Below are 23189 nucleotides of genomic sequence, written 5' to 3' on the forward strand. Positions count from 1 at the left end.
CGCTGGATTTCGACCCGGCACGCCTGGCCCGTTGTGTTGCAGCGCCCGCCTTGCCGGCTGGTGTGTACGACCGCAAATTGTCCCGCAGCCTCGAGCCTCAGGGCGCCCGCCTGCTGTATTGCGCCGGCCGTCTCGCCGAGGCCTTGCGTGGGCTGGAACTGCCCGATGAGCGGATCGCATTGACCGCTGCCATTCCGGAAGTGGATGGCCCCAGCTCGTGCTGGGATGCCGTGCAGGCCATTGGCGCACAACCGGCGGATCTGTTGGCGCAATTCTTTGCCCACACACCGCCGCTGCATGCGCTGATGATGCTCAACAGCAGCGTCATGGCCCACGCGGCTGAGGCCTTGCATTGCAAGGGCCCCATGGGCGGTTTTTGCTCCCAGGGCAATGCGGGGCTGGATGCTTTGATGGAGGCCGCCGCCCATCTGAGCGAAGGCCGTGCCGATGCTGCCGTCGTGGTCAGTAGCAGCCCGAACATCACCCCGGCATTGTACCTGCGTGACGCTACACACCCACCTGTGAACCCCGGCCCGTGGGTTTTCGGCGAAGGTGCTGCGGCACTGTTGCTGACGACCAAACCGGGCCGCGGTGCTCAATCTGCGTTGCGCATTGCCGGGTTTGCCCGTGGTTACAGCGCGCAACCCGAGCGTGGGCTGGCGGTTGGTCGCGACGTCATCGAGCGTGCTTTGAGCAACGAAAAACTATGCCTCAGCGATGTCGGGCAAGTCGTCGCCGATGCACAGGACCCGCAAATTGCCGCGTTGTTCACCCTATCGGGGCACACCCTCGAACACTCCAGGGCGTTGGTAGGTGCCTTGGGCGCCAGCGCCTTGCTCAGCGAAATCGCTGTGACCTGGGCACTGGATTGCAGCCGTTACACGCTGTTGCTCGAACATAGCCGAGGTGGGCATTGGGGCGCGGTGCTGCTGGCCAGAACGTCGTCGGACACAGAGACAATGGAGAGTTACCCATGAGCCCCAGACGGATCGTGATCACGGGTATGGGCGCCGTCACCGGCTTCGGTTTCGAGTGGCAGTCCATGTGGCAAAGAATGTTGGCCGGCGAGCATTGCATTCGGCCATGGCAACCGGAAGGCGTCGAGGCGGGTGCGTTCCCCGTGCGTTACGCTGCGCCCGTGGATATGGGCTTGATGCCGGCACACTTGAAAGACCATCCGGCCTGGGGGTTGTCGCTGGAAAAACGCACCCGTTTTGGTTGGGTCGCGGCCACCCAAGCCATTTCCGACAGTGGCCTGAGCCCCGAACAGTTGCGTGGCGCGGCGGTATTGTCAGCGTCCGGCGCACCTGCTCATCGTTTGCAGGACATGCTGCTCAGCCTGGCGGATGACCCGGCGCAGGCACCGTCCTGGGCTCAGTTGATGGCGCGACAGGCGCAGGTCGATCCTGACAGTTCACTGTGTCAGAGCAACGATCGCCTTGCGCGGGTGATTGCCGATGGCATCGGCAGTGAAGGCCCGGTGATCAATATCAGCAGCGCTTGCGCGGGAGCATCCCAGGCCATCGGCAATGCATTCCAGATGATCCGTCGCGGCGAGGTCGAGCTGGCCATTGCCGGGGGCGCCGATTCGGTGCTGAGCCTGGACACCATGACCGCGCTGTATCTGCTCGGCGCCGCCAGCAGCGAGCAGCGTTGGGGCACCGAACTGTGTCGGCCGTTCGACCGCCATCGCAGTGGCTTGATTGCGGGTGAAGGCGGTGGCTTTGTCGTGCTCGAAACCCTCGAACGGGCGCTCGCCCGAGGGGCAACGCCGTACGCCGAAGTGCTGGGTTTCGGCAGCAGCCTGGATGCCTACAAAATCACCGCACCCGACCCGCAGGGCCGGGGAGCGGTGCTGGCGATGCAGGCGGCCCTGACAGATGCCGGGCTGGAGCCGCAACAGGTCGATCTGATCAATGCCCACGGTACGTCGACACCCCTCAACGATGCCGCCGAAACCCTGGCGATCAAGACCCTGTTCGCCGAGCGCGAACATTATCGGCGGTTGTTGGTGACGGCCAACAAATCCCAGTTCGGCCACCTGATTGCGGCCGCCGGAGCACCAGAGTTCATGCTCACGGCCCTGGCCTGCCGGGATGATCGGGTCACGCCGACCCTGAACCTGCATGATGCCGACGAACAATGCGACCTCGACTACTGCGCCCATCAAGCGGTCAAGCGCAAGGTCGACGTTGCCCTGAGCAACTCCTTCGGTTTCGGCGGCCTCAACACTTCACTGGCGCTGGGCAAGTACCGGGAGGCGCCGCGATGAAACAGGCGGTCGCGATTGCCGGTGCGGGTTGCGTGTTGCCCAGCGGCTGGGGTGTCGAATCTTTCTGGGCGGCTGCGAACGAGGGGCGCAGTGCAATTACGGCGCTGAACGCCCGAAGGTTCAGCAGCGAACGCGTGGTGGCGTTCGGGCAAATTCAGGATCAGGACCACCAACGCAGCCGACAAGACCTTGCGCAAAACCTTCAGCGTTACTGCACGCCGGCAGTGATCTGGGGTGTCAGCGCGGTACGTCAGGCGTTGGAAGAGGCAGGCCTTGCCGATGAGCAGCCAGATGTCCGTTTCGGTTTGTATTGCTGTCAGGGCGGCTACACCCATCCGTCTCTGGAATCCTATGCCGAGTTGTTGCTCGGCTGTCGGCAGGACGGCGTCGCCGACATGGCGGCGTTCGCCAAACGGATCCTGCAAGACCGTGCCCAGGACCCTTTTCTGGTGCTCAAAGGCTTGAGCAACTGCTTGCTGGGTGTCACCAGCCTGGCGCTGAAACTGGTGGGTGAGTGCAACGCCTATATGCAAGGTGTCGCCGGCAACCTGGCAGCCTTGCGTGAGGCTACGGCCGCTTTGCAGGATGGCCGAATCGACGCGGCGATCGTTGTCGGTGCGGGCAGCGAGCTGGATGCCCTGGCGCTGTCCGGGTTGGTTCAGGCGGGGGTCATCAGCGCCAACGGCTCGAACACTCTGCTGCCGTTTGACCTTCGGGGCACCGGCGGCATTGCCGGGGAGGGCGCGGCAGCATTGGTGCTGCGCCGGCGCGAAGACCTGCCGGCCGGCCCTCAGGCGTGCCTCGCCGACATGACGGCCCATGCCACCCTCGGTCGCTTGAGCCTGCCCGACAGCCCAACCGATCTGTTGGTGTGCAGCGGCACCGGCGATGCCCACAAAGACCGCGTGTTGTGCCAGACGCTGGCCCTTGCGCGCGCCTCGCACATCACCAGCGGGTTGGCGATAAACGGTATTCTCAGCGCAGCGCCGAGCCTGGTGGATCTGATGCTTGCGCGTTGCGCATTGCAGGCCCAAAGCGTGCCGCCGATTGCCGGTTTGCAGCAGCCAGTGGCAAACCTGCCGTTCATTCAGGGCGCGCCCCACGCCGCGAGCCTTGAGCATTGCCTGGTGCTGAACCGCGACGACAACGGATTCAGCGCCGCCTACCAAGTGCTCTACAGCGCAAAGGTCACTCAAGACTGACGCTGACTACCGCCTATTTTTTACTTTCAGGGATATGACAGTGATGGATTATCGCGATTTCGTTCGGCCCAAATTCGTCGGCCTGCTCCAGGCACTGGGCCTGGAGTGTGAGTTTCAGCGCGCCCTCGGTAGCCAGTTGTTCTACCGCAACCCCAAGGGCGACATGGTCACGGTCACCGACTTTCTCGGCGGTTACGGTGCGGCACTGTTCGGCCACAACGACCCACAGTTTGTCGATCAGCTCTGTGCGCTGCTGCGCAGCGACGTGCCGTTCAACGCACAAATGTCGATCCGCGGTGCGGCCGGGCAATTGGGGCGAGAGCTCAGTGACGCCTTCAATCGCGAACTGAAGAACACCGAACGTTACATTTCGACTTTCTCCAACAGTGGCGCAGAGGCCGTGGAAATCGCCGTCAAGCACGCGGAGTTCCGTCGCCAGAAGAGCCTGCAAAAGCAGTTCGACGACATCGATTTCACCCTGGCCAGCCTGACCGCCAGCGAACGCGCTTATCGCGAGCTGGATGTGGCCGACCTCGACCTGCCTGCAGGTGTCCTGCCAGCCACTCTGAACAGCGTGACCTTGCGTCAGGTGGTTGAAGCCGTTCGCCAACACAACCTGGCGCAGCTGCATATCGAACCGGTATTCATCGCCCTGCGCGGCAGCTTCCACGGCAAATTGGTCAATACCGTGCAACTGACCTATGGCCGTCAGTACCGCGCGCCGTTTGCCCGTTTTGGTCTGAACGTCGAGTTCATCGACCCCCAGCAGCCCCATCAGTTGCAGGAATTGCCCGCCCGGCACACGCACCATTGGCTGAGCCTGCAATGGGACGGCGAACATTTGAACGTGCTGAAACTACCGTTCAGCGCGATTACCGCCGTGTTGATGGAGCCGATTCAGGGCGAAGGCGGTATCAACGAGTTCGCGGCCGAGTTCTACCTGGGGCTGCGCAAGCTGTGTAACGAGCAACAATGCCCGCTGGTGATCGATGAAGTGCAGTCAGGTTTTGGTCGCGCCGGGACGTTTCTTGCCAGCAGCCAGTTCAACCTGCAAGGCGACTACTACTGCCTGTCCAAGGCCCTCGGCGGCGGCTTGATGAAAATCGCCGCGACGGTGATCCGCAGCAGCCACTACGAAGGCGAGTTCAGCTACATCCACAGCTCGACCTTCGCCGAGGACGATCCGTCCTGCCATATCGCGCTGTCGGCATTGCGCCGGTTGTTCGCCAATGACGACGCGATGCTCAAAGACATACGCACCAAGGGCGCCTACCTCAAAGCCTCGCTCAATGAACTGAAGATGGCCTATCCGGATGTGATCGCCGATGTGCGCGGGCGCGGCTTGCTGGTAGGTTTGGAACTGCACGACCTGAGTGTCAGCAGCTCGCTGGTACAGGCGTCGGCCCAGTACAACGATGCCTTGGGTTACTTGATCGCCGGCTACCTGTTGCAATTCGAAGCGTTGCGGGTAGCACCGTCGGGCAGCAACTCCAACGTGATTCGCCTGGAGCCGCCAGCCTGTATCACCCTGGGCGAAATCGACGGGCTGATCGGTGCCCTGCAACGGGTCTGCGACATGCTGCGCCGTGGCGATGCGTTGCCGTTGGCGGCGGGTATCTGCGCGGACTCGATTCCCGCCGTGCCAGCCCGCCAGGACGATTTTCGGGTGGCCGAGCCCGTTGAAAAAAACGATGCCAAGGTCGAAGTCGTCGCCCGGGTAGCGTTCATCAACCACCTGATCGATGCCGATATCCTCGGTGACGTCGATCCCTCGCTGGCAGCCCTGAGCCCGGAACAGAAACGCACATTCATCAACCGCACCAAGCCTGAACGCCGCGCTGCGCCAGTCGGCCCGGTGATCATTCGGTCGCGCCTGGGCATGGCGGTAGAGTTCACGTTGTACCCGCTGTGCATGGATTCGGATGCCATGGCCGAGTACATCCTCAGCGGTGACCTGGACAGCATTCGCGAAGAAGTCGGCAGGCGTGTCACCGATGCCCGCGCCGATGGCTGCAGCATCGCCGGCCTCGGGATGTACACCTCGATCGTCACCAACAATTGTCAGGCGCTGAAGATTGCCGACATGGCGCTGACGTCCGGCAATGCCCTGACCATCGGCATGGGGCTCGAAGCCATCGAGCAAGGCTGTGTACAGCAAGGTCTGGCACTGCGCGAGCAAACCGCTGCCGTTGTCGGCGCCGCCGGTAACGTTGCGTCGACCTATGCCTCGTTGCTGTCCGCCACTGTCGATCACCTGATACTGATTGGCAGCGGTCGTGACGGCTCGGTTCGGCGCCTGGAGAAAACTGCGCAACAGATTTACGCCGACGCGGCCCGTTCGATCCTCAAAGGCACGGCCGAACATGACCGGTTGGCGCAGCGACTGCTGGCCCTTGATGGTTTTCGTGGCTTGTTGCACTCACATGGACAAAAAGCCGACCTCGGTTTGCACATTGCCCGTCTGGTAGATGAGCGCCTTGGCGCGAACGCCTTCATCACGGTCACCAACGATCTCGAAGCCCTCAAGGGTGCACGGATTGTCCTGTGCGCTGCCAATGCGCCTCAGCCGTTCCTCGGCGCCGAACATTTCGCCGAGCGCAGCTTGATTTGCGATATCGCCGTGCCGCTGAACGTTCATCAAGACATGCCGAGCCAACGCGAAGACGTGCTCTACATGCACGGCGGCATCGTCCAGACGCCGTTCGACGACGGCCTGGCGCCCAACGTGCGGGCCTACCTGAAAAAAGGTCAGCTGTATGCGTGCATGGCCGAGTCGGTGTTGATGGGCTTGTCTGGCATGAGCCAGCACGGCTCCTACGGCGATATCAGCCGTGAGCAAGTTCAGCAGGTCCGCGCACTGGCCGCGACCCACGGCTTCACCCTTGCGCAATTCAAAACTCAAAACTCGCTTTAAGGAGCGGTCATGACTCAGAAAATAGCCGTCGTGACCGGCGGCAGTCGCGGCATTGGCAAGTCCGTCGTGCTGGCCCTGGCCGGCGCGGGTTATCAGGTTGCCTTCAGTTATGTCCGTGACGAGGCGTCAGCTGCTGTCTTGCAGGCACAGGTCGAAGGGCTCGGCCGGGAGTGCCTGGCTGTGCAGTGTGATGTCAAGGATGCGCAGAGCATTCAGGCGTTTTTTGAACGGGTCGAGCAGCGTTTCGAGCGTATCGACTTGTTGGTCAACAACGCCGGTATTACCCGTGACGGTTTGCTCGCCGCGCAATCGTTGAGCGACATCACCGAGGTTATCCAGACCAACCTGATCGGCACGTTGTTGTGCTGTCAGCAGGTGCTGCCCTGCATGATGCGCCAACGCAGCGGGTGCATCGTCAACCTCAGTTCGGTGGCCGCGCAAAAGCCCGGAAAGGGCCAGAGCAACTACGCCGCGGCCAAAGGCGGAGTAGAAGCATTGACGCGCGCACTGGCGGTGGAGTTGGCGCCGCGCAACATCCGGGTCAACGCGGTGGCGCCCGGCATCGTCAGCACCGACATGAGCGAAGCCCTGGTCGGCGCCCATGAGCAGGAAATCCAGTCGCGGCTGTTGATCAAACGGTTCGCCCGGCCTGAAGAAATTGCCGACGCGGTGCTGTATCTGGCCGAGCGCGGCCTGTACGTCACGGGCGAAGTCTTGCCCGTCAACGGCGGATTGAAAATGCTATGAGCCAGGCACGCACGATTGTGATCACCGGCGCGGCCAATGGTATCGGCCGCGCCGTCGCGGAAAATTTTGCAGCCCAGGCCGAGCACCTTTTGATCTTGCTTGATCGGGATCTGGCAACCTTGCAGCGGTGGGTCACCGAGGGCGAATTTGCTGCTCGCATCGAAACCCATCAAGCGGACATCGCCGATCTGGCCAGCCTGCAACTTCTGTTCAAGGGCCTGGCCAACCGGGTCGGCTTTGTCGATGTGCTGGTCAACAGCGCCGGGGTCTGCGACGAGAACGAGCCCGAAGACCTGGACAACTGGCACAAGGTGATTTCGATCAACCTCAACGGCACTTTTTACGTCACCTCGTTGTGCCTGCCACTGATGGCGGATGGTGGGCGGATCGTCAACATGTCTTCGATCCTCGGTCGAGCGGGCAAGGTCCGCAACACCGCTTACTGCGCCTCCAAGCACGGCATCATCGGCATGACCAAGGCCTTGGCGCTGGACCTGGCGCCACGGCGAATCACCGTCAATGCCATCCTGCCCGCCTGGATCGATACACCGATGCTGCAAGGCGAATTGGCGGCTCAGGCGCGGATCGCCGGGATCACCCACGAGCAAATCCTGCGCAATGCCAAGAAGAAGTTGCCCCTGCGGCGCTTCATTCAGGGCGACGAAGTGGCGGCCATGGTCCGTTATCTGGCGAGCCCGCAGGCGAGTGGTGTCACAGCGCAAAGCCTGATGATCGACGGCGGTGCCGGGTTGGGAATGTAGCCATGGCTCGACTGGGATTGAACCGCGGCCTTTTGGCCGCGCTGGTCAGCCTCGGCTCGCCGGTAGCGATCGCCGAGTGGTTGCCGGAGCATCATGAAGCGGAGATCGGCGTAGCCACGGCCGTGCGTCTGCACGGTGACGACCAGGTCACGCAAAAGGCCGTGTACCTCAAGTTCAGCCTGGAGGATGCCTGGGACAGCGGCTACTACAAGGCCAAGGGCCGAGCCCGTTACGACTTCCGTTATGACGGCAACAACCCCTACAGTGCGCAAGCCCGGGACGATTACCGGGCGACCGCCGATTGGCGGCACCTTTACTGGGGGCTCTACGTCGGTGACGGCGAGCTGACGGTGGGCTGGCAGCAGGTGGTGTGGGGGCGTGCAGATGAATTACGGGTGCTCGATCAGATCAACCCGCTGGACTATCGCGAGGGGGTGATCGGTCTGTTGGAAGACAGCCGCATCGCGGTGCCGATGATTCGCCTGGTGCAGCCGGTCGGCGAGTGGGAGCTCGAAGCGCTGGTGATCACTGATTTCGTGAAAAACCAGGCGCCGGCCGTCGGCAGCGAGTTCGATGCACCGATCTTTGCCACACCCGATCCGCAGATGTTTGTGGTCGATTCGCGGCCCGGTTATGACGGTCACAGTGGCTTCGGTTATGGCGCCAGTGCCAACGGCAGGATCGGCACGGTGGATGTCAGCTTCGTTGCCCTCAACGCCCGCCAGCAGGACCCGGTTTACGCCGTCGAAGGCCAGACCGAAGAGGGCCTGATTCGCCTCGAACGGCAATTCCCGCGCTATTCCATGGGCGGCGCCAGTGTGGCCATCGATGCCGGTCACAGCATCGTGGTACGCAGTGAAGTCGCTTACTTCGACAATTGGCGCGTCACCAATCCTTACCGCGCTTACGGCAGCGACCAGACGGCGATGACCAAGTCGCTGCTGGGCGTCGATTACCTGTTGCGGGACTGGCTGATCTCGACGCAGTGGCAACATCAGCGGCTGCTCGACTGGCAGCCCGGCATGGTCCAGGACAAACGCGACGACCTGTTCACCGTGTCTGCCGAAGGCTCGCAGTTCCAGGATCGCCTCAAGACCCGCCTGGTTTTCGGCATGTCGCCGCCAGCGCAGGACGACAGTTTCGTTCAGGGGATCTTCACCTACAAACCGGTGGACTGGCTCAAGTTGGGGCTCGAAGTCGATGTGTTCTTCGGCAAGCCCGACCGCCAGTTCGGTGCTTACGCCAACCGCGATCAGGTGCGCTTGTCCGCGGGTTATCTGTTCTGACCACACCGGTGCCGGTGTGCGAACCACTCAAACAATGAAAAGGAAATCGCGATGTTGCCCATCTTCAAGACCCTGACTGTAAGCGCACTGTTGCTGAGCGCCGCTGCCGCCATGGCAGCTGAACCACGCACGGCCGACGACATCATTCGCCAGGCCCGGGACCGCGATGACGGCAAGAGCTTCATGTCCCAGGTGTCCCTGATCCTGATCGACAAGCAAGGTAACAGCCGCGTCCGCGAGTTCAGTTACCTGCAAAAGGATTACCCGGACAGCGACAAATTCACCATGTATTTCTCCGCGCCGAGTGATGTGCGTGACGTCGCCTTCCACATCGAAAACCCGCGCGAGGCCCTGGGCCTCGAAGACAGCCAATGGATGTATTTGCCGGTCAGCCGACAGACCCGAAGGATTTCCACCACCGACAAACGCGGGGCGTTCATGGGTAGCGACTACTCCTATGCCGACCTCGACAAGATTCGCGCCGAAGACTATCGCCAAACGCTGGTTGGCGAAGAGCAGTTGCAGGGCCGCGATTGCTACGTGATCGAGCGTGAGCCGGCGACGCCTGCCGTGCTGGCCAAGACCGGCTACAACAAGCTCAAGGTCTGGGTTGACAAGAAAAACTCACTGGTGCTGCGCCAGGACTTCTTCGATGTAAAAGGTGTGATGTTCAAGCAGATGCGCACTCTGAAGACTGAAACCATCGACCAGATCGACAGCATTACCTTCAGCGAAACCGAAGACTTCATCGCCGGTACGCGCTCTCAGCTGCGCTTCAACCAGTTGCAGTACAACGTCGCGCTGGACGACCGCCTGTTCACGCAGACCGCGATCAAGCGTGGGCTGAAAGCCGGCGACTTGCCGGAATACGCCGTGTCTGCCCGCTAAGCGCCGCTCTCGATTCATCTGGAACCCTCATTCATGGAAAGATACCTGAACTTCGTCGAGCGCTATGCGCGGGCAATTGTGTTCGTGCTGGTGGCGATCACCGCCTACTTCACCTACACCCTCGGCGCGCTGATGTCGGACACCAATCCGTATCTGCTCAAGGACACTCACCCGGCGCGCAAGACGATCATTGATTTGCAGCGCGAGTTCACCGGCACATATGACTCGGTCATGGTGGCGCTGAGCAACCCCGAGAGTGTCTTCAACACCACGTCGCTGAACGCGCAGTTCGAGTTGTCACAGGCCATACGCCGGCTGATGCTGGCGAACAATGAGGACCGTGTGGAACTGCAGCGCATCGTTGGCCTCCACAGTGGCGATCCCGATGCCCAGGCCTTGCTGGTGCAGATCCTCGCCGAAGGTTTTTCGCAGAACGATTACGCTGCCGCCAAAGCGCTGCGCGACCATGGGATTGCCCGGCACTGGGACAGCCACGACCTGCAGTTCCTGAGCTTTCTTGCCGAGCGGCTCAACCCGATCCAGGAAATGGCCTCGATGGCTGACCTGGAAAACATCAGCTTGAGTGCCGATGGCGAGTTGTGGATCCACAAGACCCTGCACGCCCTGGATATGGACCCGAGCAAGGTCGAAGCGCAGATCATGGGCAACGAGCAGATGGTTGGTGGCGTCGTCTCGGCGGACAAGAAAGTCGCCATGGTCGTCGCCGAACTGGGCACCAAACAGGACGACGCTCAGGCCCAGTTGCGTGCCTATCACCAGGTCCGCGAGATCATCGCGAAGTACCAGGCCGCTCACCCGGAGTTCACTGATGAGGTGTTCATCGCCGGCATGCCGATCTTCATTGCGGCCCAGCAGGAGATCATCGATCACGACCTGGCGATGCTGTTCCCGATCGTGTTCCTGTTGGTGACTTCTCTGCTGGTTTTCTTCTTTCGCAAACCACTTGGCGTGGTGCTGCCGCTGTTCAATATCCTGTTCTGCACCATCTGGACCCTTGGCCTGATGGCGCTGCTGCGTGTACCGATGGACTTGCTCACCAGTGTGTTGCCGGTGTTTCTGTTCACCATCTGTTGTGCCGACGCGATCCACGTCATGGCCGAGTATTACGAACAGCTCAATTCGGGCAAGTCTTTCCGCGAAGCCAACCGAGAAACCCAGCGCCTGATGGTCACGCCCGTCGTTCTGACAACGGTCACGACTATTGCGACGTTCTTGATTTCCACCACCAACAACATTGTCAGCATCCGCAACTTTGGCGTGTTCATGTCCATCGGCCTGACGGCGGCGCTGATCATTTCGTTGCTACTGATCCCGGCGTGGATTTCGATCTGGGGCAAAGATGCCGTCCCGCGCAAGGTGCAACTCAAAGAGTCGCTGATCTCCCACTATCTGGTGGTGTTCTGTGCCTGGCTGATTCGCTGGCGCAAGCCGGTATTGCTGGTGAACCTGCCGTTGTTGGCGATGATGACGGTGTTCACGTTCAAGGTGGATATCGAAGACTCGGGCATTGCCTACTTCAAGAAGGACAGCCCGGTGCGGATGTCCGACGAGTTCATCAACCGGGCCGGGGTCGCGGGTACCTCGCCGGGCTGGATCGCTTTCGACACCAAGACTCCGCGTGGCGCGCTGACCACTGAAACCGTGCAGTTCCTGGAACGTCTGGACCAGTTCATCAGGGCCCAGCCGAACGTGAGTTACACCTATTCGGTGGCGACCTACATCAAGCGCATGAACCTTGTGCTCAATGACATGAACCCTGCTTTCCTGCGGGTGCCGCAGGCGGTGGAGCAGGTGACGGTGGTCGATGATGACGGGAAACCGGAGACCTTCGATGTCGATGGCAACTCGCTCATCGAACAACACATCATGATGTTCGAGAACGGTGGCGGCACCGACTTGCAGAACGTGCTCAATGCCGATTACTCGAAGGCGGTGACGCTGTTCACCATGACCTCCTCTGTGGCGGGCGATTACCAGGCGATGCTCGATAAACTGGACGCCTGGCTGGCGATCAATAAACCGGCCAACCTGCAAGTCACCCATGCCGGTACGCCGTACATATGGACCGGGGTGTTGCAGGAAATCACCCAGGGTCAGGTGCTGAGCTTCTCGCTGGCGTTGCTGGCCGTGACCTTGATGATGATGTTCTGGCTCAAGTCAGTACGCCTGGGCATCCTCGGCATGCTGACGTTGCTGACCACGTCGGTGACGGTGTACGGCAGCATGTACCTGTTGGATATCGAGTTGAACATCGGTACCACACTGGTGACGTTCCTGGTGGTGGGCGTCGTGGATTACGCCGTTCACCTGCTGTCACGGATCAAGATGCTGGTGCAGAAGGGCGCCGAGATCGACGAGGCCATCCTGGCGGCCATGCAGGGCGTCGGGCGTTCGACGGTGGTCAATGTCGTGATCTTCTCGATGGGCTTTGTCGCGCTGCTGTTCTCCGCCTACAAACCCGTCATTGACCTGGGTGTACTGGTGATACTGGCGCTGTCATCCAGTGGCTTCATGACCATTTTGTTGGTCACGCTGATTTCGCCCTGGTTCTTTGCCTCGATTGTGCCGCAACCAGCAGTGCAAGAGGGCGAGCAGCCGCGGGGTGAGGCTGTGCCAGGCTAAATCGCTGGGGCGCCTGCGTGTTGAAAACGGCACGGGGCGCCATGGCCGTTCAGGGGCCGCGGTGCGGATTCAGCGGGCTTTTTCCAGGTGTTCGAACTGGCATTGCATCTGAGCATCTTTGAGGCTCAGCTCAAACTCGACCAAGCCGTCATGCACTTTCTGCAACGCCTGGATCTGCCCCATCAATTCCTGTTTTTTGTTATCGATGGCCTGCATGGCCAGATCCCAGGGCAGCTCCTGGCCGCGATGATCCTGCAGAATGGCCTGCATTTCCTTGAGCTTGAAACCGAGTTGCTGAGCACATTTGATGAAGGTCAGCAGCTCTACGCTTTGCTGGCTGTAGATGCGGTACTTGCCTTCGCGTTGCGGGGGGGGCAACAGGCCGATTTCTTCGTAATGTCGAATGCTTTTGACGGTGGTGCCCGACAGCTGGGCGGCTTTGCCGATGTACATGAAAATCCCTTTTTGACGCATCAGAAGCGAAAAGATGTCGCGCGCTCGCACAGGCGCGCGACATCTTTGCACAAGCGTCAGGGGGTTGGAAGCCAAGTTGGACAAGGTGTCGCAGCAGGGATGCTCGGCTGGGCAGTGCAGGGGCACGGCACGACCGGGGCCGATCAGCGGCTGGCGACTGCCTGGACTTGTTTGAGCCAGGCTTCACGCTGTTCCGGCTTGGAGCCCAATACCGGACCGAAGGTCAGGGTTTTCAGGGGCTTTATGCCGCAGAACTCCAGGGTGGTCTTGCGCATTTGGTGCAGGCCCGGCATGCGATACACCCACCGGTAGTACCACGGCGGCGTGTCCATGGTCACCAATAGGTGAGCCGTGCGGCCCTTGAGCAGCTTGTCCGGGAAGGGCGAGCCCTTGCGGTACTTGAAGGCAAAACCGGGCAGAAACACGCGGTCGAAGAACCCCTTGAGCAACGCCGGAATGCCGCCCCACCAGATCGGATACACAAATGTCAGGTGTTCGGCCCAGGTAATGTCGTTCTGTGCGGCGATCAGATCGGGCTCAAGCAACTGGACCTGGTTATAGCCATCGTGCAGGACCGGATCGAAATCCAGGGTGTCCAGGCGCAGCAAGCGCACCTCATGGCCTGCTTGCGTGGCGGCCTCGACGTAACGTTCGGACACAGCGCCGCAAAAGCTGTCGTTCGAAGGGTGGCCGAGGATTACGAGCATGCGTTTGCTCTTCATGACAAACTCCAGGTAATGAAGTGCCAAGGGTAAAGTCTGCCCCTTACGGTAGAGTCAAGCGTTGCCGGTTAGCGGTAATGTTGGGCCTGCCCCGTGACAACGGACGCCAAGAAGCGATACTTACATCGCTATCTTGGAGGTTGTCATGTACCCAACCACTCGCCGTAATTATACCGATGAGTTCAAGATTCAGGCCGTTGCGCTGGCCGAAACGCTTGGCAGGACGGAAGCTGCTCGCCAGCTGGAGATGTCTGTGAAAACGTTGGACAACTGGGTCAACGCTTCCCGCAATGGCCAGCCGTTGAGCTCTCCTGACCGTCGCGCAATCACCAGAGAGGACAGCGAGTTAGCACGATTGCGAGCCGAGAACGCCGAGCTGAAATTGGAGCGTGAAATCCTAAAAAAGGCGGCGGTATTCTTTGCCAAAGAGTCCAGGTGAGATACGCCTTCGTCGCTGAAGAACGGGCTCAGTTCCCGGTGCGTCTGTTGTGCCGGGTAATGGGCGTTTCAGTTTCAGGCTTTTACGACTATCAGCATCGCCAAGGCCGTCCAGATCCGGATGCACAAATTCGCATCGATCTACACAAGGTTTACGCGGCTAGCCGCAAGACCTATGGCCGACCACGGCTGGTCGAGGCACTGAGGCAGCAGGCCCACGCGGTAGGTCATAAGCGCATCGACCGACTGATGCATGAAGAACACATACAGGGCCGATCCAAGGGCGGTTTCAGACCGTGCACCACCGACAGTCACCATGCGCTGCCAGTGGCGAGCAATTTATTGGATCGTCAGTTCTCCGTTCAAAGCTCAACCCCAGCCTGGGTCAGCGATATCACTTACATCGCTACGAAAGAGGGCTGGCTTTATCTGGCAGTGGTACTGAGCATCCAAACCCGCCAGGTGCTGGGTTACAGCCTGGCGGACAGGATGCCTGACGACTTGGTCGAGCGCGCTTTTATGAACGCCTGGAACGCATGCCTGGGCGCTTATGGAGTGATTTTCCACTCCGATCAAGGGCGCCAGTACGCGAGCAGCAGGTTTCGTCTCGCTTTGGCCAAGAAGGGCTTCGCGCAAAGCATGAGCCGGAAAGGAAACTGCTGGGATAACGCCGTAGCTGAAAGTTTCTTCGCTACATTGAAGAGGGAGGAAGCCTGCACGGTCTACCCCACCAAGAAACAGGCTCACCTGGCAATTGCCAGCTACATCCATGGGTTTTACAACAGCTGTCGACTGCATTCAGCACTGGGTTACCGTTCACCGAACGAATACGCAAAAGGCTTAAGGCAGTTGGCTATGTAGCCAGCTTCTTGGCGTCCGCTGTCACGGGGCAGGACCATGTACCCCCAGAAATACCCTTCGATACCCTCAGAATGCGCGATCGAGAACGGCTATTTCTCACAGTTTTCGAACAGGCCCTCGCTGGACTTTAGTGTACCTCCACGGTTGTGTGGCCGATAACGGGGCAGGGCTGGGTCCGTTTGGGAATGCATTCACGAACGGCTGCTATCGACCCATTGCGGACATAGCGTTTGTCGCTGACTTGGACAACTCAGCCAACAATCCTTGAGATTCCTCCTTGCCATTGGCATACCCCACCGTCAGGATGGATGCTTCATCAGGCTTAAGGAGAGAGCCGTGTTTCCAATGAATGTGTGGTTTGCCTACACTGCTGCCTGCGTGCTGTTGGTATTGGCGCCGGGCCCTGACAACCTGTTGGCCATTGGCCGTGGTCTCAGCCAGGGCAAATTCGCAGCGGCCGTATCCGGCATGGCGTCAGGCGCGGGTATTCTGTTTCACGTCGCAGCCGCTTCGTTAGGGTTGACCCTTCTGATGCAAACCTCGGCGGTCGCTTTCTGGGTGATCAAACTCATCGGTGCTAGCTATCTGCTCTGGCTCGGCATCAAAGTCTTGCGCGCGCGCAGTTTGATCAGCTTTCAGCCGGCGTCCCGGCAATCGTTGCCCAGCATTTTTCTAACGGGTCTGCTTTCGGCTGCGCTCAACCCGAAACCAGGCTTGTTCGTGTTGGCATTCATTCCCCAATTCGTCGATCCAGCTCGCGGATCGGTCAGCGTGCAGATGATGGTTTACGGGGTGTGGTTTGCTGTACTCACAGCCTTGGGTTTTGCCTTGATGGGCATTTTCGCCACGGTGTTATCTCGCTACCTGTACCAGCGGCCGCGGCTGGTAAATGGGCTAAACGTGGGCGCTGGCCTCACCTTTGTCGCATCTGGTGTTTCGATTGCGGCTTTGAGTCAAAGGTAGTGGGTAGGGAAAAGCGGCGGGGCTTCGGATGAGCCCCGCGTTGTCATCAAGATGCTGAAGGTTCGTTGGCAAGCTTCGCATGGGTGGCCAGTTCTTCACTGATGAAGGCCGAAATCATTGCCCGGTAGACCTGCTCCACGACCTCAGCCGAGGCACCAGTTTCCTCAGCCATTTCACGAACCTTCCTTATCACTTGCTCAACCCGAGCAGGCGCACGCACATCATCTGTGGTTTTCTTGAAGGCAGCTGCTTGCGTCACAAGCCGGCCCCGTTTGGCGAGAAGCGAAACGAGGTTGCGGTCGATTTCATCGATCCCTTGGCGGACTTCGTCCAGAGAGGTGCAAAGTACATCCACTTGCTTGACTTCCTTTTCATGAGCCTGCGCTTGATTAGGGCAGGCAGTTGCTGATGGTTTGGGGCTTTATTGTAGCCTCTGGTGGATGTCCGCAATGGGTCCAGGCTGTGTGAAAAAGCAAACGGATCGCTGAAGAGCGCGAGCGTACGTGAAATCTGTAATGGCTTGGTTATTCAGCTAACACTGATTTCGCGCAGGAGCGCGGAATCCTGGTTGTTCTCTAACCCACCGGATCCCGTCGAACGTTTTCACACAGCCTGGACCTAAAGCGGATAACTGTCCAATCCTCTGTGGTCAGTACCGGCCTCATCGCTGGCAACAGCGGCTGCCACCGGTACCGCACAGGAATGGCAGCCGCTCAGGGGATTGCAGCCACGCCGTCATTGTTGCACCCTCATCACTCATTCTGGCACGGGAGGGCAGCATGGACTGGAGTGACATGCGGATCTTCCTGGCGATTGCTCGCAGTGGCTCGTTGGGAGGGGCCGCCAGGGCGCTGGAGGTCAGTCACCCGACGGTCGGGCGACGCTTGCAGGTGCTCGAACAGGCCAGTGGGCAAGCGTTCTTCCTGCGCACTGCCCAGGGGCTGGTGCTCACCGACAATGGCGAGCGGATTCTCGACCTGGCGCTGGCCATGGAGCACAGTGCGCTGGCCATCGAACGTCGCCTGGCGGGGCATGGCGATCAGCCGGAGGGGCTGTTGCGCATCTCCTCGGCCGACTGGTTCGCCTGCCATGTCCTATCGCCGGTGCTGGCCGAACTGGCACGACGGTATCCATTGATCGTGCCCGAAGTCATTGCCGGGCATCGGCTGTTCGACCTTGCCCGCCGCGATGCCGACATCGCTTTCCGGATCGTGCCCTTCACCGAGCCTGACATCGTCCAGCGCAAGTTGACGACCTTGCCGTACGGGCTCTACACCGCAGTGCATGCCCCAGCGCCACACCCGGACGGCGAGGGCCTGGGGTTGATCCTGATGAACATTGCCCAGGCCCATTTCCCGGATGTGCACTGGCTGCAGCAGCGTTACCCGCAGGCCCGCACCGTGTTCACCAGCAGCAGCCGGACGGTTCAGGCACAGATGTGCGCGCAAGGGCTGGGGGTCGCCGTGTTGCCACGTATGCTCGGCGACTCGGTACCCGGCCTGCGGCTGCTGGACGAGCACCAGCCACCACCGGGGCGGGACATCTGGATGGGCTATCACCGCGACATGCGTCAACTGGACCGGCTGCGTGCACTGGCCGACCTTGCCTCCAGCATGATCGGCGCAGGGTAGCAGGTTGCCGCCGCTCAGCTCGGGCGCATCGACGCTGCCTCCGCCAGCGGTGCCGGCTGCCGCACCAACGTCAGGCTCAGCGCAACCCCTACAGCCAGGCAGGCGGCCATGCACAGCACGGCGACCGTGAAGGCGTGGCTGATGCGGGCTGCGGTTGCCTGCTCCCCCAGCACGGTATAGAACACGCCACCGATGACAGCCACGCTCAGCGAGGTGCTGATCTGCAAGGTCGCGCTGGTGATGCCTGCGATCATCCCGGCATACGCCGGTGCGACTCGGCCCGTGACCAGGCGCATCAACGTCGGCAGGGCCAGGCCCTGTCCCAGCCCGATCAGGAACAGGATGACCGCCAGGGACGTGAAGGGCGGGGCAAGGCCAGGGGGAGTCACTGACATCAGCCAACCCAGCCAGAGCAAGCCGATGACCTCCAGCGCCATGCCTACCGGGTTCACGTAACCGCCGAGCACGCGCCTGAGCAGGGGAACCGAGAGCGGTCCGATCAGGAAGCCGGCGCCGAACGGCAGGAAGACCAGGCCGGCATGCAGTGCGGTCATATGCAGTGCACCTTGCAGGTAGATCGAAAACAGCAGGAAGAACACGCCAATGGCGTAGAAGCACAGCGCTATGGATAACGCCCGGCCCAGCCCGGGGGCTTGCAGCGCGGCCGGTGCCAGCAAAGGGGTTCCGCCGGTGCGGTGCAGGCGCGCCTCGTAGCGCCAGAACAACGCCCCCAGTACAGGCGCAGCGGCGAGCGACAGCCACGCCCACCACGGCCATCCCGCTTCGCGGCCCTCGATCAACGGCACGACCAAGGCGCCGAGGGCCAGCATCGACAACGCCGTACCCACCAGGTCCAGTTTGCTTGCCTGCAGCGCACGGGTGTCCTTGAGCACGGGGATACCGAATGCAATCACCAGCAGTGCAATTGGCAGGTTGACCAGGAATATCGCGCGCCAGCCCATGCCGAAGAGGTCGAGCGCGATCAGCACGCCACCCAGCGCCTGGCCGATCACTGACGCCAGGCCAAACACAGCCCCGTACAGGCTCAGGGCCAATGACTTTTCCGCTGCCGGAAAAATCGTCTGTACCGAGGCGAGTGCCTGCGGCGCCATCACGGCAGCGCTAACGCCCTGCAAGGCGCGCCCGAGCACCAGTACCCATGGCGCAGTCGCCACGCCGCACAGCAGCGAGGCAGCGGCGAAGCCCAGCAGGCCGACGAAGAACATCCGCCCGCGCCCATACAGGTCGCCAAGGCGCCCGCCAGTGATCAGCGTCACGGCATAGAGCGTCGCGTAGGATGCGATCACCAGCTGCTCGGCAGAGGCACCTGTGCCCAGGTCGGCCTGTATCGAGGGCAGCGCGACGTTGACGATGAAGAAATCCAGCGGAGGCAGAAACGCACCGACCAGCAAGATGGCGAACATCAACCAGCGCCGGGGTTCGCTGGCTTCGTTTTCGATTCGAGACATGACAGGCATCCTGTGTGGCAACTCAGGTTCGATACGCGTGCAGGCCAGGTTTCCTGGAGCAGGGTTGTCGCCCCGCTCGTGCCTGGCCGATGGGCCACACTCTAGGGAATCACATCCCGGCGCGCGCCTTACGAAACTGCACGGGCAACGTTCATTGCTGTCAGTCTCGCTGGCACCTCAGCGTGGGGTAGGGTGGTTGGGCTTGCGCTCATCGCGGCTGGCTTGCCGGGCCTCGGCGCGTACCACCAGGCAGATGCCGACCGCCGATAGCGCCATCCCCGCTGCCATGGGCCAGGACAACGGCTCATCGAACATCGCCCAGGCCCAGAGCAGGGTGATCGGCGGGCTGAGGTACAGCACGCTGGCGACGCGGGTGGCCGAGGACCTGCGCAGGCAGACCCAGTACAACCCATAGCCGCCAAGCGTCGACAGGACTGCGGTCCACGACACGCTCAGTGCAAAGCCTGCGCTGGTAACCGGTGCCAGGCTGCGTTGGCTGCCTTCGAGGGCGGCGAAGGCGAAACTGGAGACGAAACACTGCAGCGAGAGGTTGGGCAACAAGCCCATCGCCTGCACCTCGCTGCGTTTTTGCCACAACGTGGCGACCGCCAGCGAGCACATGCCGGCCACGAGCAGGCCATAGGCCCACACCGGTGCAGTGCCCAGCATCAGCGCATCGTGGGTCACCCACAGCACCCCCAACAGCCCGACGATCAGGCCGACCCACACCTGCAGCGGCAGGCGCTCGCCCAGTACCAGCGCTGCGAGCAGCGCCATGCCCAGTGGCAACAGGTCGGCACATAACGCGGCCAGGCCGGCGGGCACACCCAGGGCAATGCCCTGCGTCACGCCGGTCAGGTAGCCCGCCATGGCCAGCAGGCCGATGCCCGCGTGGCTCAGCAACACGGCAAACGGCGTATGGCGCAGGGCGCGCCAGACGAACGGGAACAACAGCAGGCTCACCACCAGGCAGCGCCAGAACACCACCAGCAGGGCGGGGGCATGATCGATGGAAAAGCGTGCACCGATGAACCCGGAACTCCAGGTCAGCAGCCGCGCGGCTTCAAGCAAGTGCAGCGGCAAGGCCCGCTGCCAGGGGCGACGGGTCGGCGTGGCGGGCGGGATCGGCGGGTGCTGGTTCATACCCCGACACATGATCAGGTGCGGGCAGAGCTGCACGGGCCGGATCTGGCCGGGCGTATCACGCTCGGTGTCCCTGACGAATACGCGGCTCATGTGATTCGCGATATCTTGCCGATGTTCAGCGCTGCCTGGCCGAATGTGGTGCTCGAACTCAGGACCGGGCCGAGCCATGCCCTGAGGGAGCTGGTGCAGCGCGGCAAATTGCAGGCAGCAGTGGTCGCCCAGGCCGAAGGCACGCTCGGGCCCGATGCCGAGCGACTGCTGTCGACCACGCCGGTCTGGGTCGGGCCGATGAACGCGGCGGCGGTCCTGCGCGACCCGTTGCCGCTGGCTGCCCATGCCTTGCAATGCCCCTACCGTGAGGCCATGGTCGAATCACTCAAGGCCTCGGGACGCCGCTCGCGCATTATCCTTGAAAGCCACTCCAACCAGGCCGTCAAGGCCTGTGTGGAGGCCGGCTTGGCCATCAGTGTGATCGACCGGGCCAAGGTCACCGAGCGCATGCAGATCCTCGAGGGGCTGCCGGCCATTCCCGACCACGACATCCTGTTCGTGCGCAGCCCGGCATCGGGCGGGGACGGCGCCGTGACTTTGCTGGCGCGGGCGATGCGGCAATCGTTTCGGTTGTAAGCAAGGGGTGGACGCTTCGATGCGCCGCCAGCGGGTATTGACTTATCGAAGAATCTCGATATCCTCGCGTCATGGAATTGCTAGAAGTCTTCAAAGCCCTGTCGAACCCGATACGCCTTCAGATACTGAAGGGGTTGAAGGATCCCGCAAAGAACTTCCCTCCCCAAGACGAAGGGGACGTTCTGACGGTGGGCGTGTGCGTCAGCAGTATCCAGGAAGGCATAGGGCTTTCGCAGTCTACGGTGTCGAGTTACCTCGCAACGCTGCAACGGGTGGGTTTGGTTGATGTCCGGCGCATAGGCCAGTGGACATATTACAAACGCAATGAAGCCGCCATCAGCGCGCTTGCCGAGATCATCGGGAAAGACCTGTAACTTTTTTTGCTGCATTATATCGAAATATCTCGATATCCCTTATTCCAGATATGGAGGTTTACCGTGAAGGCGATGTTGCTCAAATCCTACGGCGGGGTAGATGCCTTCGAGCTCTGCGAGGTGCCGAAGCCTGTACCGCTGGCGGGACAGGTGCTGGTCCGGGTACACGCAACATCCATCAACCCGTTGGATTATCAAGTCCGCCGTGGTGACTATCACGACCTTGTGCAGCTGCCCGCAATTACCGGGCATGATGTGTCGGGGGTTGTAGAAGCCGTTGGTGCGGGCGTGACGGCCTTCGCTCCAGGCGACGAAGTCTGGTACACGCCGCAGATATTCGGCGGGCCGGGGAGTTATGCCGAGTACCACGTGGCAGCCGAAAGCATTATCGCCCGGAAGCCTGCGTCACTGAGCCATCTGCAGGCGGCTAGCCTGAGCCTGGTCGGTGGCACGGTGTGGGAAGCACTGGTCGTGCGTGCGGCGCTTCGAGTGGGGGAAAGCATCCTCATACACGGCGGTGCAGGGGGCGTCGGTCATGTGGCGATCCAGCTGGCAAAAGCCATGGGCGCACGGGTGTTCACCACGGTGCGCGAGACCAACGCTGAATTCGTACGTGGGCTGGGCGCCGACGTGGTCATCGATTACGAAAAAGAAGACTACGTTGCTGCCGTGATGCGGGAGACTAACGGACAAGGTGTCGATGTGGTGTTCGACAGCATCGGAGGCAACACCTTGGCAGGTAGCCCTGATGTGCTTGCACAACTGGGCCGCGTCGTGTCGATCGTGGATACGGCACAACCACAGAACCTCATCCAGGCCTGGGGCAAGAACGCCAGTTACCACTTCGTGTTCACCCGCCAGAACCGCGGCAAGCTCGATGAGTTGAGTGCGTTGGTGGCGCGTGGGCAACTGCGGCCGCATATCGGCGCCGTCTACTTCCTTCGCGACATAGCGCTGGCCCATGCCCGTCTGGAGAGCCCCAATAACGGTATCCAGGGAAAGATCGCCATCGCCGTTGTCGAGGAATTGCCATGATCTATGAAATCGCTCTGCTTCCCGTTCATTCGCAACACATCCAAGCGTTCAGGGAGGCATTTGCCGAGGTCGCGCCTTTGCTCACTCGCGCCAAGGGCTACGGCGGGCACATGCTGGCGCAGGGGGTAGAGACGCCACACGTATTCAACCTGATCGTGTATTGGGCGTCACTTGCAGACCACACGCCTGGTTTCGAAGCCAGTGAAGACCATCGCCTGTTCATGCTGGGGCTGGCGCCGTACTTGTCGGAAGAACCGCAGGTTTATCATGTCGACGGTGCCGGCTTTCCCACGGGTGTTTGATCGACTTACAGGGGGGGCGAGCAAGGCCGTCGGGTCAGGACGCACTTGGTTTTTTCTCGAATGCGGCCTCCAGTACTTGCTCGATCTCGGCCAGCTTGTGTTCGGTGCCTGCCACCACGACCGCAGTCTGATTGGCGCAATTCACCAGTAGCTCCAGTGTCGCCGGATGGTGATCGCCCGGAAATTTCCGGAGCACGAAATGAACCGTCGCATGACTACGCCAGGTGGCCTGATCCATGGACCAACGAGGGTCGGCGAATGCAAAAATGACCGCCTGGGTTTGCCTATCAAGGAGCGAGGGCACATACACCCATTGGCTGTTGCGCGCTTCCCAGGCGGCGACCTTGACCGCGAATCTGCCGCCTGGGGCGATGATTTTTTCCATTTCTTCCATTTGCCACAGCTCCTGGGGTAGGTTGTTCAGCGTCTGGAGG

General features: G+C 61.1%; 22 protein-coding genes and 1 pseudogene. 17 read left to right on the plus strand and 6 right to left on the minus strand.

Annotation, left to right across the window (positions count from 1 at the left end; translation table 11 throughout):
• The first annotated feature begins 50 nt into the window (after positions 1 to 50).
• The 9 genes from E5221_RS13125 to E5221_RS13165 are packed head-to-tail and all read left to right on the plus strand — an operon-like array spanning position 51 to position 12713.
• Positions 51 to 977, plus strand: a complete 927-nt coding sequence (locus E5221_RS13125; protein ID WP_247847739.1) for a beta-ketoacyl synthase — start codon at positions 51 to 53, stop codon at positions 975 to 977.
• Positions 974 to 2272: a beta-ketoacyl-[acyl-carrier-protein] synthase family protein gene (locus E5221_RS13130; protein WP_039612915.1), complete on the plus strand. Its 1299-nt coding sequence runs from the start codon at positions 974 to 976 to the stop codon at positions 2270 to 2272. The genes E5221_RS13125 and E5221_RS13130 overlap by 4 nt, the downstream gene beginning before the upstream one ends.
• On the plus strand, positions 2269 to 3474 hold the full coding sequence (locus E5221_RS13135; RefSeq protein WP_232880895.1) for a beta-ketoacyl synthase N-terminal-like domain-containing protein: 1206 nt from the start codon (positions 2269 to 2271) through the stop codon (positions 3472 to 3474). The genes E5221_RS13130 and E5221_RS13135 overlap by 4 nt, the downstream gene beginning before the upstream one ends.
• 43 nt (positions 3475 to 3517) lie before the next feature.
• Positions 3518 to 6388 carry an aminotransferase class III-fold pyridoxal phosphate-dependent enzyme gene (locus E5221_RS13140; RefSeq protein ID WP_247847615.1) on the plus strand — a complete coding sequence of 957 codons (2871 nt, stop codon included), beginning with the start codon at positions 3518 to 3520 and terminating at the stop codon, positions 6386 to 6388.
• A 9-nt stretch (positions 6389 to 6397) separates the two neighbouring features.
• A complete protein-coding gene (locus tag E5221_RS13145) occupies positions 6398 to 7135 on the plus strand; it encodes a 3-oxoacyl-ACP reductase family protein (RefSeq protein WP_247847616.1) in 738 nt (245 codons plus the stop codon).
• A complete protein-coding gene (locus E5221_RS13150; RefSeq protein ID WP_232880901.1) occupies positions 7132 to 7896 on the plus strand; it encodes an SDR family NAD(P)-dependent oxidoreductase in 765 nt (254 codons plus the stop codon). Before E5221_RS13145 ends, E5221_RS13150 begins: the two co-directional genes overlap by 4 nt.
• Positions 7897 to 7898: 2 nt before the next feature.
• Positions 7899 to 9182, plus strand: coding sequence for a DUF1302 family protein (locus E5221_RS13155; RefSeq protein WP_247847617.1), 1284 nt, complete (start codon positions 7899 to 7901; stop codon positions 9180 to 9182).
• Positions 9183 to 9233: 51 nt separating this feature from the next.
• Positions 9234 to 10070: an outer membrane lipoprotein-sorting protein gene (locus tag E5221_RS13160; RefSeq protein ID WP_182328798.1), complete on the plus strand. Its 837-nt coding sequence runs from the start codon at positions 9234 to 9236 to the stop codon at positions 10068 to 10070.
• A 33-nt stretch (positions 10071 to 10103) separates the two neighbouring features.
• Entirely contained in the window at positions 10104 to 12713 is a 2610-nt protein-coding gene (locus tag E5221_RS13165) for an MMPL family transporter (RefSeq protein WP_247847618.1), read from the plus strand.
• A 69-nt stretch (positions 12714 to 12782) separates the two neighbouring features.
• On the opposite strand, the gene E5221_RS13170 is transcribed toward E5221_RS13165, so the two are convergent.
• Both E5221_RS13170 and E5221_RS13175 read right to left on the minus strand, forming a co-directional pair.
• The gene (locus E5221_RS13170; RefSeq protein ID WP_003256870.1) at positions 12783 to 13166 is read right to left on the minus strand and encodes a MerR family transcriptional regulator; all 384 of its coding nucleotides are present in this window, start codon (positions 13164 to 13166) and stop codon (positions 12783 to 12785) included.
• A gap of 164 nt (positions 13167 to 13330) precedes the next feature.
• Complete coding sequence (locus E5221_RS13175) at positions 13331 to 13909, minus strand: NAD(P)H-dependent oxidoreductase (protein WP_039612922.1); 579 nt, start codon at positions 13907 to 13909, stop codon at positions 13331 to 13333.
• A 145-nt stretch (positions 13910 to 14054) separates the two neighbouring features.
• Between E5221_RS13175 and E5221_RS13180 the strand changes: the two genes are divergently transcribed.
• The 3 genes from E5221_RS13180 (at position 14055) to E5221_RS13190 (ending at position 16171) form a co-directional block, all read left to right on the plus strand.
• The gene (locus tag E5221_RS13180; RefSeq protein WP_023661668.1) at positions 14055 to 14348 is read left to right on the plus strand and encodes an IS3 family transposase; all 294 of its coding nucleotides are present in this window, start codon (positions 14055 to 14057) and stop codon (positions 14346 to 14348) included.
• On the plus strand, positions 14345 to 15208 hold the full coding sequence (locus E5221_RS13185) for an IS3 family transposase (RefSeq protein WP_247847619.1): 864 nt from the start codon (positions 14345 to 14347) through the stop codon (positions 15206 to 15208). Before E5221_RS13180 ends, E5221_RS13185 begins: the two co-directional genes overlap by 4 nt.
• A 336-nt stretch (positions 15209 to 15544) precedes the next feature.
• Entirely contained in the window at positions 15545 to 16171 is a 627-nt protein-coding gene (locus E5221_RS13190) for a LysE family translocator (protein ID WP_247847620.1), read from the plus strand.
• A 46-nt stretch (positions 16172 to 16217) separates the two neighbouring features.
• Here the strand turns inward: E5221_RS13190 and E5221_RS13195 are convergent, their stop codons facing one another.
• The gene (locus E5221_RS13195; protein WP_247847621.1) at positions 16218 to 16526 is read right to left on the minus strand and encodes a chorismate mutase; all 309 of its coding nucleotides are present in this window, start codon (positions 16524 to 16526) and stop codon (positions 16218 to 16220) included.
• 424 nt (positions 16527 to 16950) lie between these two features.
• Between E5221_RS13195 and E5221_RS13200 the strand changes: the two genes are divergently transcribed.
• Entirely contained in the window at positions 16951 to 17802 is an 852-nt protein-coding gene (locus tag E5221_RS13200) for a LysR family transcriptional regulator (protein WP_247847622.1), read from the plus strand.
• Positions 17803 to 17816: 14 nt separating this feature from the next.
• Here the strand turns inward: E5221_RS13200 and E5221_RS13205 are convergent, their stop codons facing one another.
• Positions 17817 to 19271: an MFS transporter gene (locus E5221_RS13205; RefSeq protein WP_247847623.1), complete on the minus strand. Its 1455-nt coding sequence runs from the start codon at positions 19269 to 19271 to the stop codon at positions 17817 to 17819.
• A gap of 177 nt (positions 19272 to 19448) precedes the next feature.
• Positions 19449 to 20414 carry a DMT family transporter gene (locus E5221_RS13210; protein WP_247847624.1) on the minus strand — a complete coding sequence of 322 codons (966 nt, stop codon included), beginning with the start codon at positions 20412 to 20414 and terminating at the stop codon, positions 19449 to 19451.
• Between E5221_RS13210 and E5221_RS13215 the strand changes: the two are divergent.
• From E5221_RS13215 to E5221_RS13230, 4 genes and pseudogenes are all read left to right on the plus strand, one after another.
• Positions 20397 to 21044: pseudogene (locus E5221_RS13215) on the plus strand (LysR substrate-binding domain-containing protein); the annotation flags it as partial. The gene E5221_RS13210 and the pseudogene E5221_RS13215 sit on opposite strands and share 18 nt — an antisense overlap.
• A gap of 71 nt (positions 21045 to 21115) precedes the next feature.
• A complete protein-coding gene (locus tag E5221_RS13220) occupies positions 21116 to 21418 on the plus strand; it encodes a metalloregulator ArsR/SmtB family transcription factor (RefSeq protein ID WP_247847625.1) in 303 nt (100 codons plus the stop codon).
• A gap of 63 nt (positions 21419 to 21481) precedes the next feature.
• Positions 21482 to 22453 carry a zinc-dependent alcohol dehydrogenase family protein gene (locus E5221_RS13225; protein ID WP_247847626.1) on the plus strand — a complete coding sequence of 324 codons (972 nt, stop codon included), beginning with the start codon at positions 21482 to 21484 and terminating at the stop codon, positions 22451 to 22453.
• Entirely contained in the window at positions 22450 to 22755 is a 306-nt protein-coding gene (locus E5221_RS13230) for an antibiotic biosynthesis monooxygenase (RefSeq protein ID WP_085719867.1), read from the plus strand. Before E5221_RS13225 ends, E5221_RS13230 begins: the two co-directional genes overlap by 4 nt.
• Before the next feature lie 34 nt (positions 22756 to 22789).
• Here the strand turns inward: E5221_RS13230 and E5221_RS13235 are convergent, their stop codons facing one another.
• The gene (locus tag E5221_RS13235; RefSeq protein WP_085719870.1) at positions 22790 to 23149 is read right to left on the minus strand and encodes a hypothetical protein; all 360 of its coding nucleotides are present in this window, start codon (positions 23147 to 23149) and stop codon (positions 22790 to 22792) included.
• Positions 23150 to 23189: the final 40 nt, after the last annotated feature.

Source organism: Pseudomonas sp. A2 (assembly GCF_023100865.1).
GTDB classification, from domain to species: domain Bacteria; phylum Pseudomonadota; class Gammaproteobacteria; order Pseudomonadales; family Pseudomonadaceae; genus Aquipseudomonas; species Aquipseudomonas asiatica.

Coding starts and splice junctions, on each gene's coding strand:
- E5221_RS13180 (WP_023661668.1), top strand. CDS start 14,055: ATGTACCCAACCACTCGCCGTAATTATACCGATGAGTTCAAGATTCAG.
- E5221_RS13150 (WP_232880901.1), top strand. CDS start 7,132: ATGAGCCAGGCACGCACGATTGTGATCACCGGCGCGGCCAATGGTATC.
- E5221_RS13175 (WP_039612922.1), bottom strand. CDS start 13,909: ATGAAGAGCAAACGCATGCTCGTAATCCTCGGCCACCCTTCGAACGAC.
- E5221_RS13135 (WP_232880895.1), top strand. CDS start 2,269: ATGAAACAGGCGGTCGCGATTGCCGGTGCGGGTTGCGTGTTGCCCAGC.
- E5221_RS13130 (WP_039612915.1), top strand. CDS start 974: ATGAGCCCCAGACGGATCGTGATCACGGGTATGGGCGCCGTCACCGGC.
- E5221_RS13145 (WP_247847616.1), top strand. CDS start 6,398: ATGACTCAGAAAATAGCCGTCGTGACCGGCGGCAGTCGCGGCATTGGC.
- E5221_RS13210 (WP_247847624.1), bottom strand. CDS start 20,414: ATGAACCAGCACCCGCCGATCCCGCCCGCCACGCCGACCCGTCGCCCC.
- E5221_RS13140 (WP_247847615.1), top strand. CDS start 3,518: ATGGATTATCGCGATTTCGTTCGGCCCAAATTCGTCGGCCTGCTCCAG.
- E5221_RS13160 (WP_182328798.1), top strand. CDS start 9,234: ATGTTGCCCATCTTCAAGACCCTGACTGTAAGCGCACTGTTGCTGAGC.
- E5221_RS13155 (WP_247847617.1), top strand. CDS start 7,899: ATGGCTCGACTGGGATTGAACCGCGGCCTTTTGGCCGCGCTGGTCAGC.
- E5221_RS13200 (WP_247847622.1), top strand. CDS start 16,951: ATGGACTGGAGTGACATGCGGATCTTCCTGGCGATTGCTCGCAGTGGC.
- E5221_RS13220 (WP_247847625.1), top strand. CDS start 21,116: ATGGAATTGCTAGAAGTCTTCAAAGCCCTGTCGAACCCGATACGCCTT.
- E5221_RS13235 (WP_085719870.1), bottom strand. CDS start 23,149: ATGGAAGAAATGGAAAAAATCATCGCCCCAGGCGGCAGATTCGCGGTC.
- E5221_RS13165 (WP_247847618.1), top strand. CDS start 10,104: ATGGAAAGATACCTGAACTTCGTCGAGCGCTATGCGCGGGCAATTGTG.
- E5221_RS13205 (WP_247847623.1), bottom strand. CDS start 19,271: ATGTCTCGAATCGAAAACGAAGCCAGCGAACCCCGGCGCTGGTTGATG.
- E5221_RS13230 (WP_085719867.1), top strand. CDS start 22,450: ATGATCTATGAAATCGCTCTGCTTCCCGTTCATTCGCAACACATCCAA.
- E5221_RS13170 (WP_003256870.1), bottom strand. CDS start 13,166: ATGTACATCGGCAAAGCCGCCCAGCTGTCGGGCACCACCGTCAAAAGC.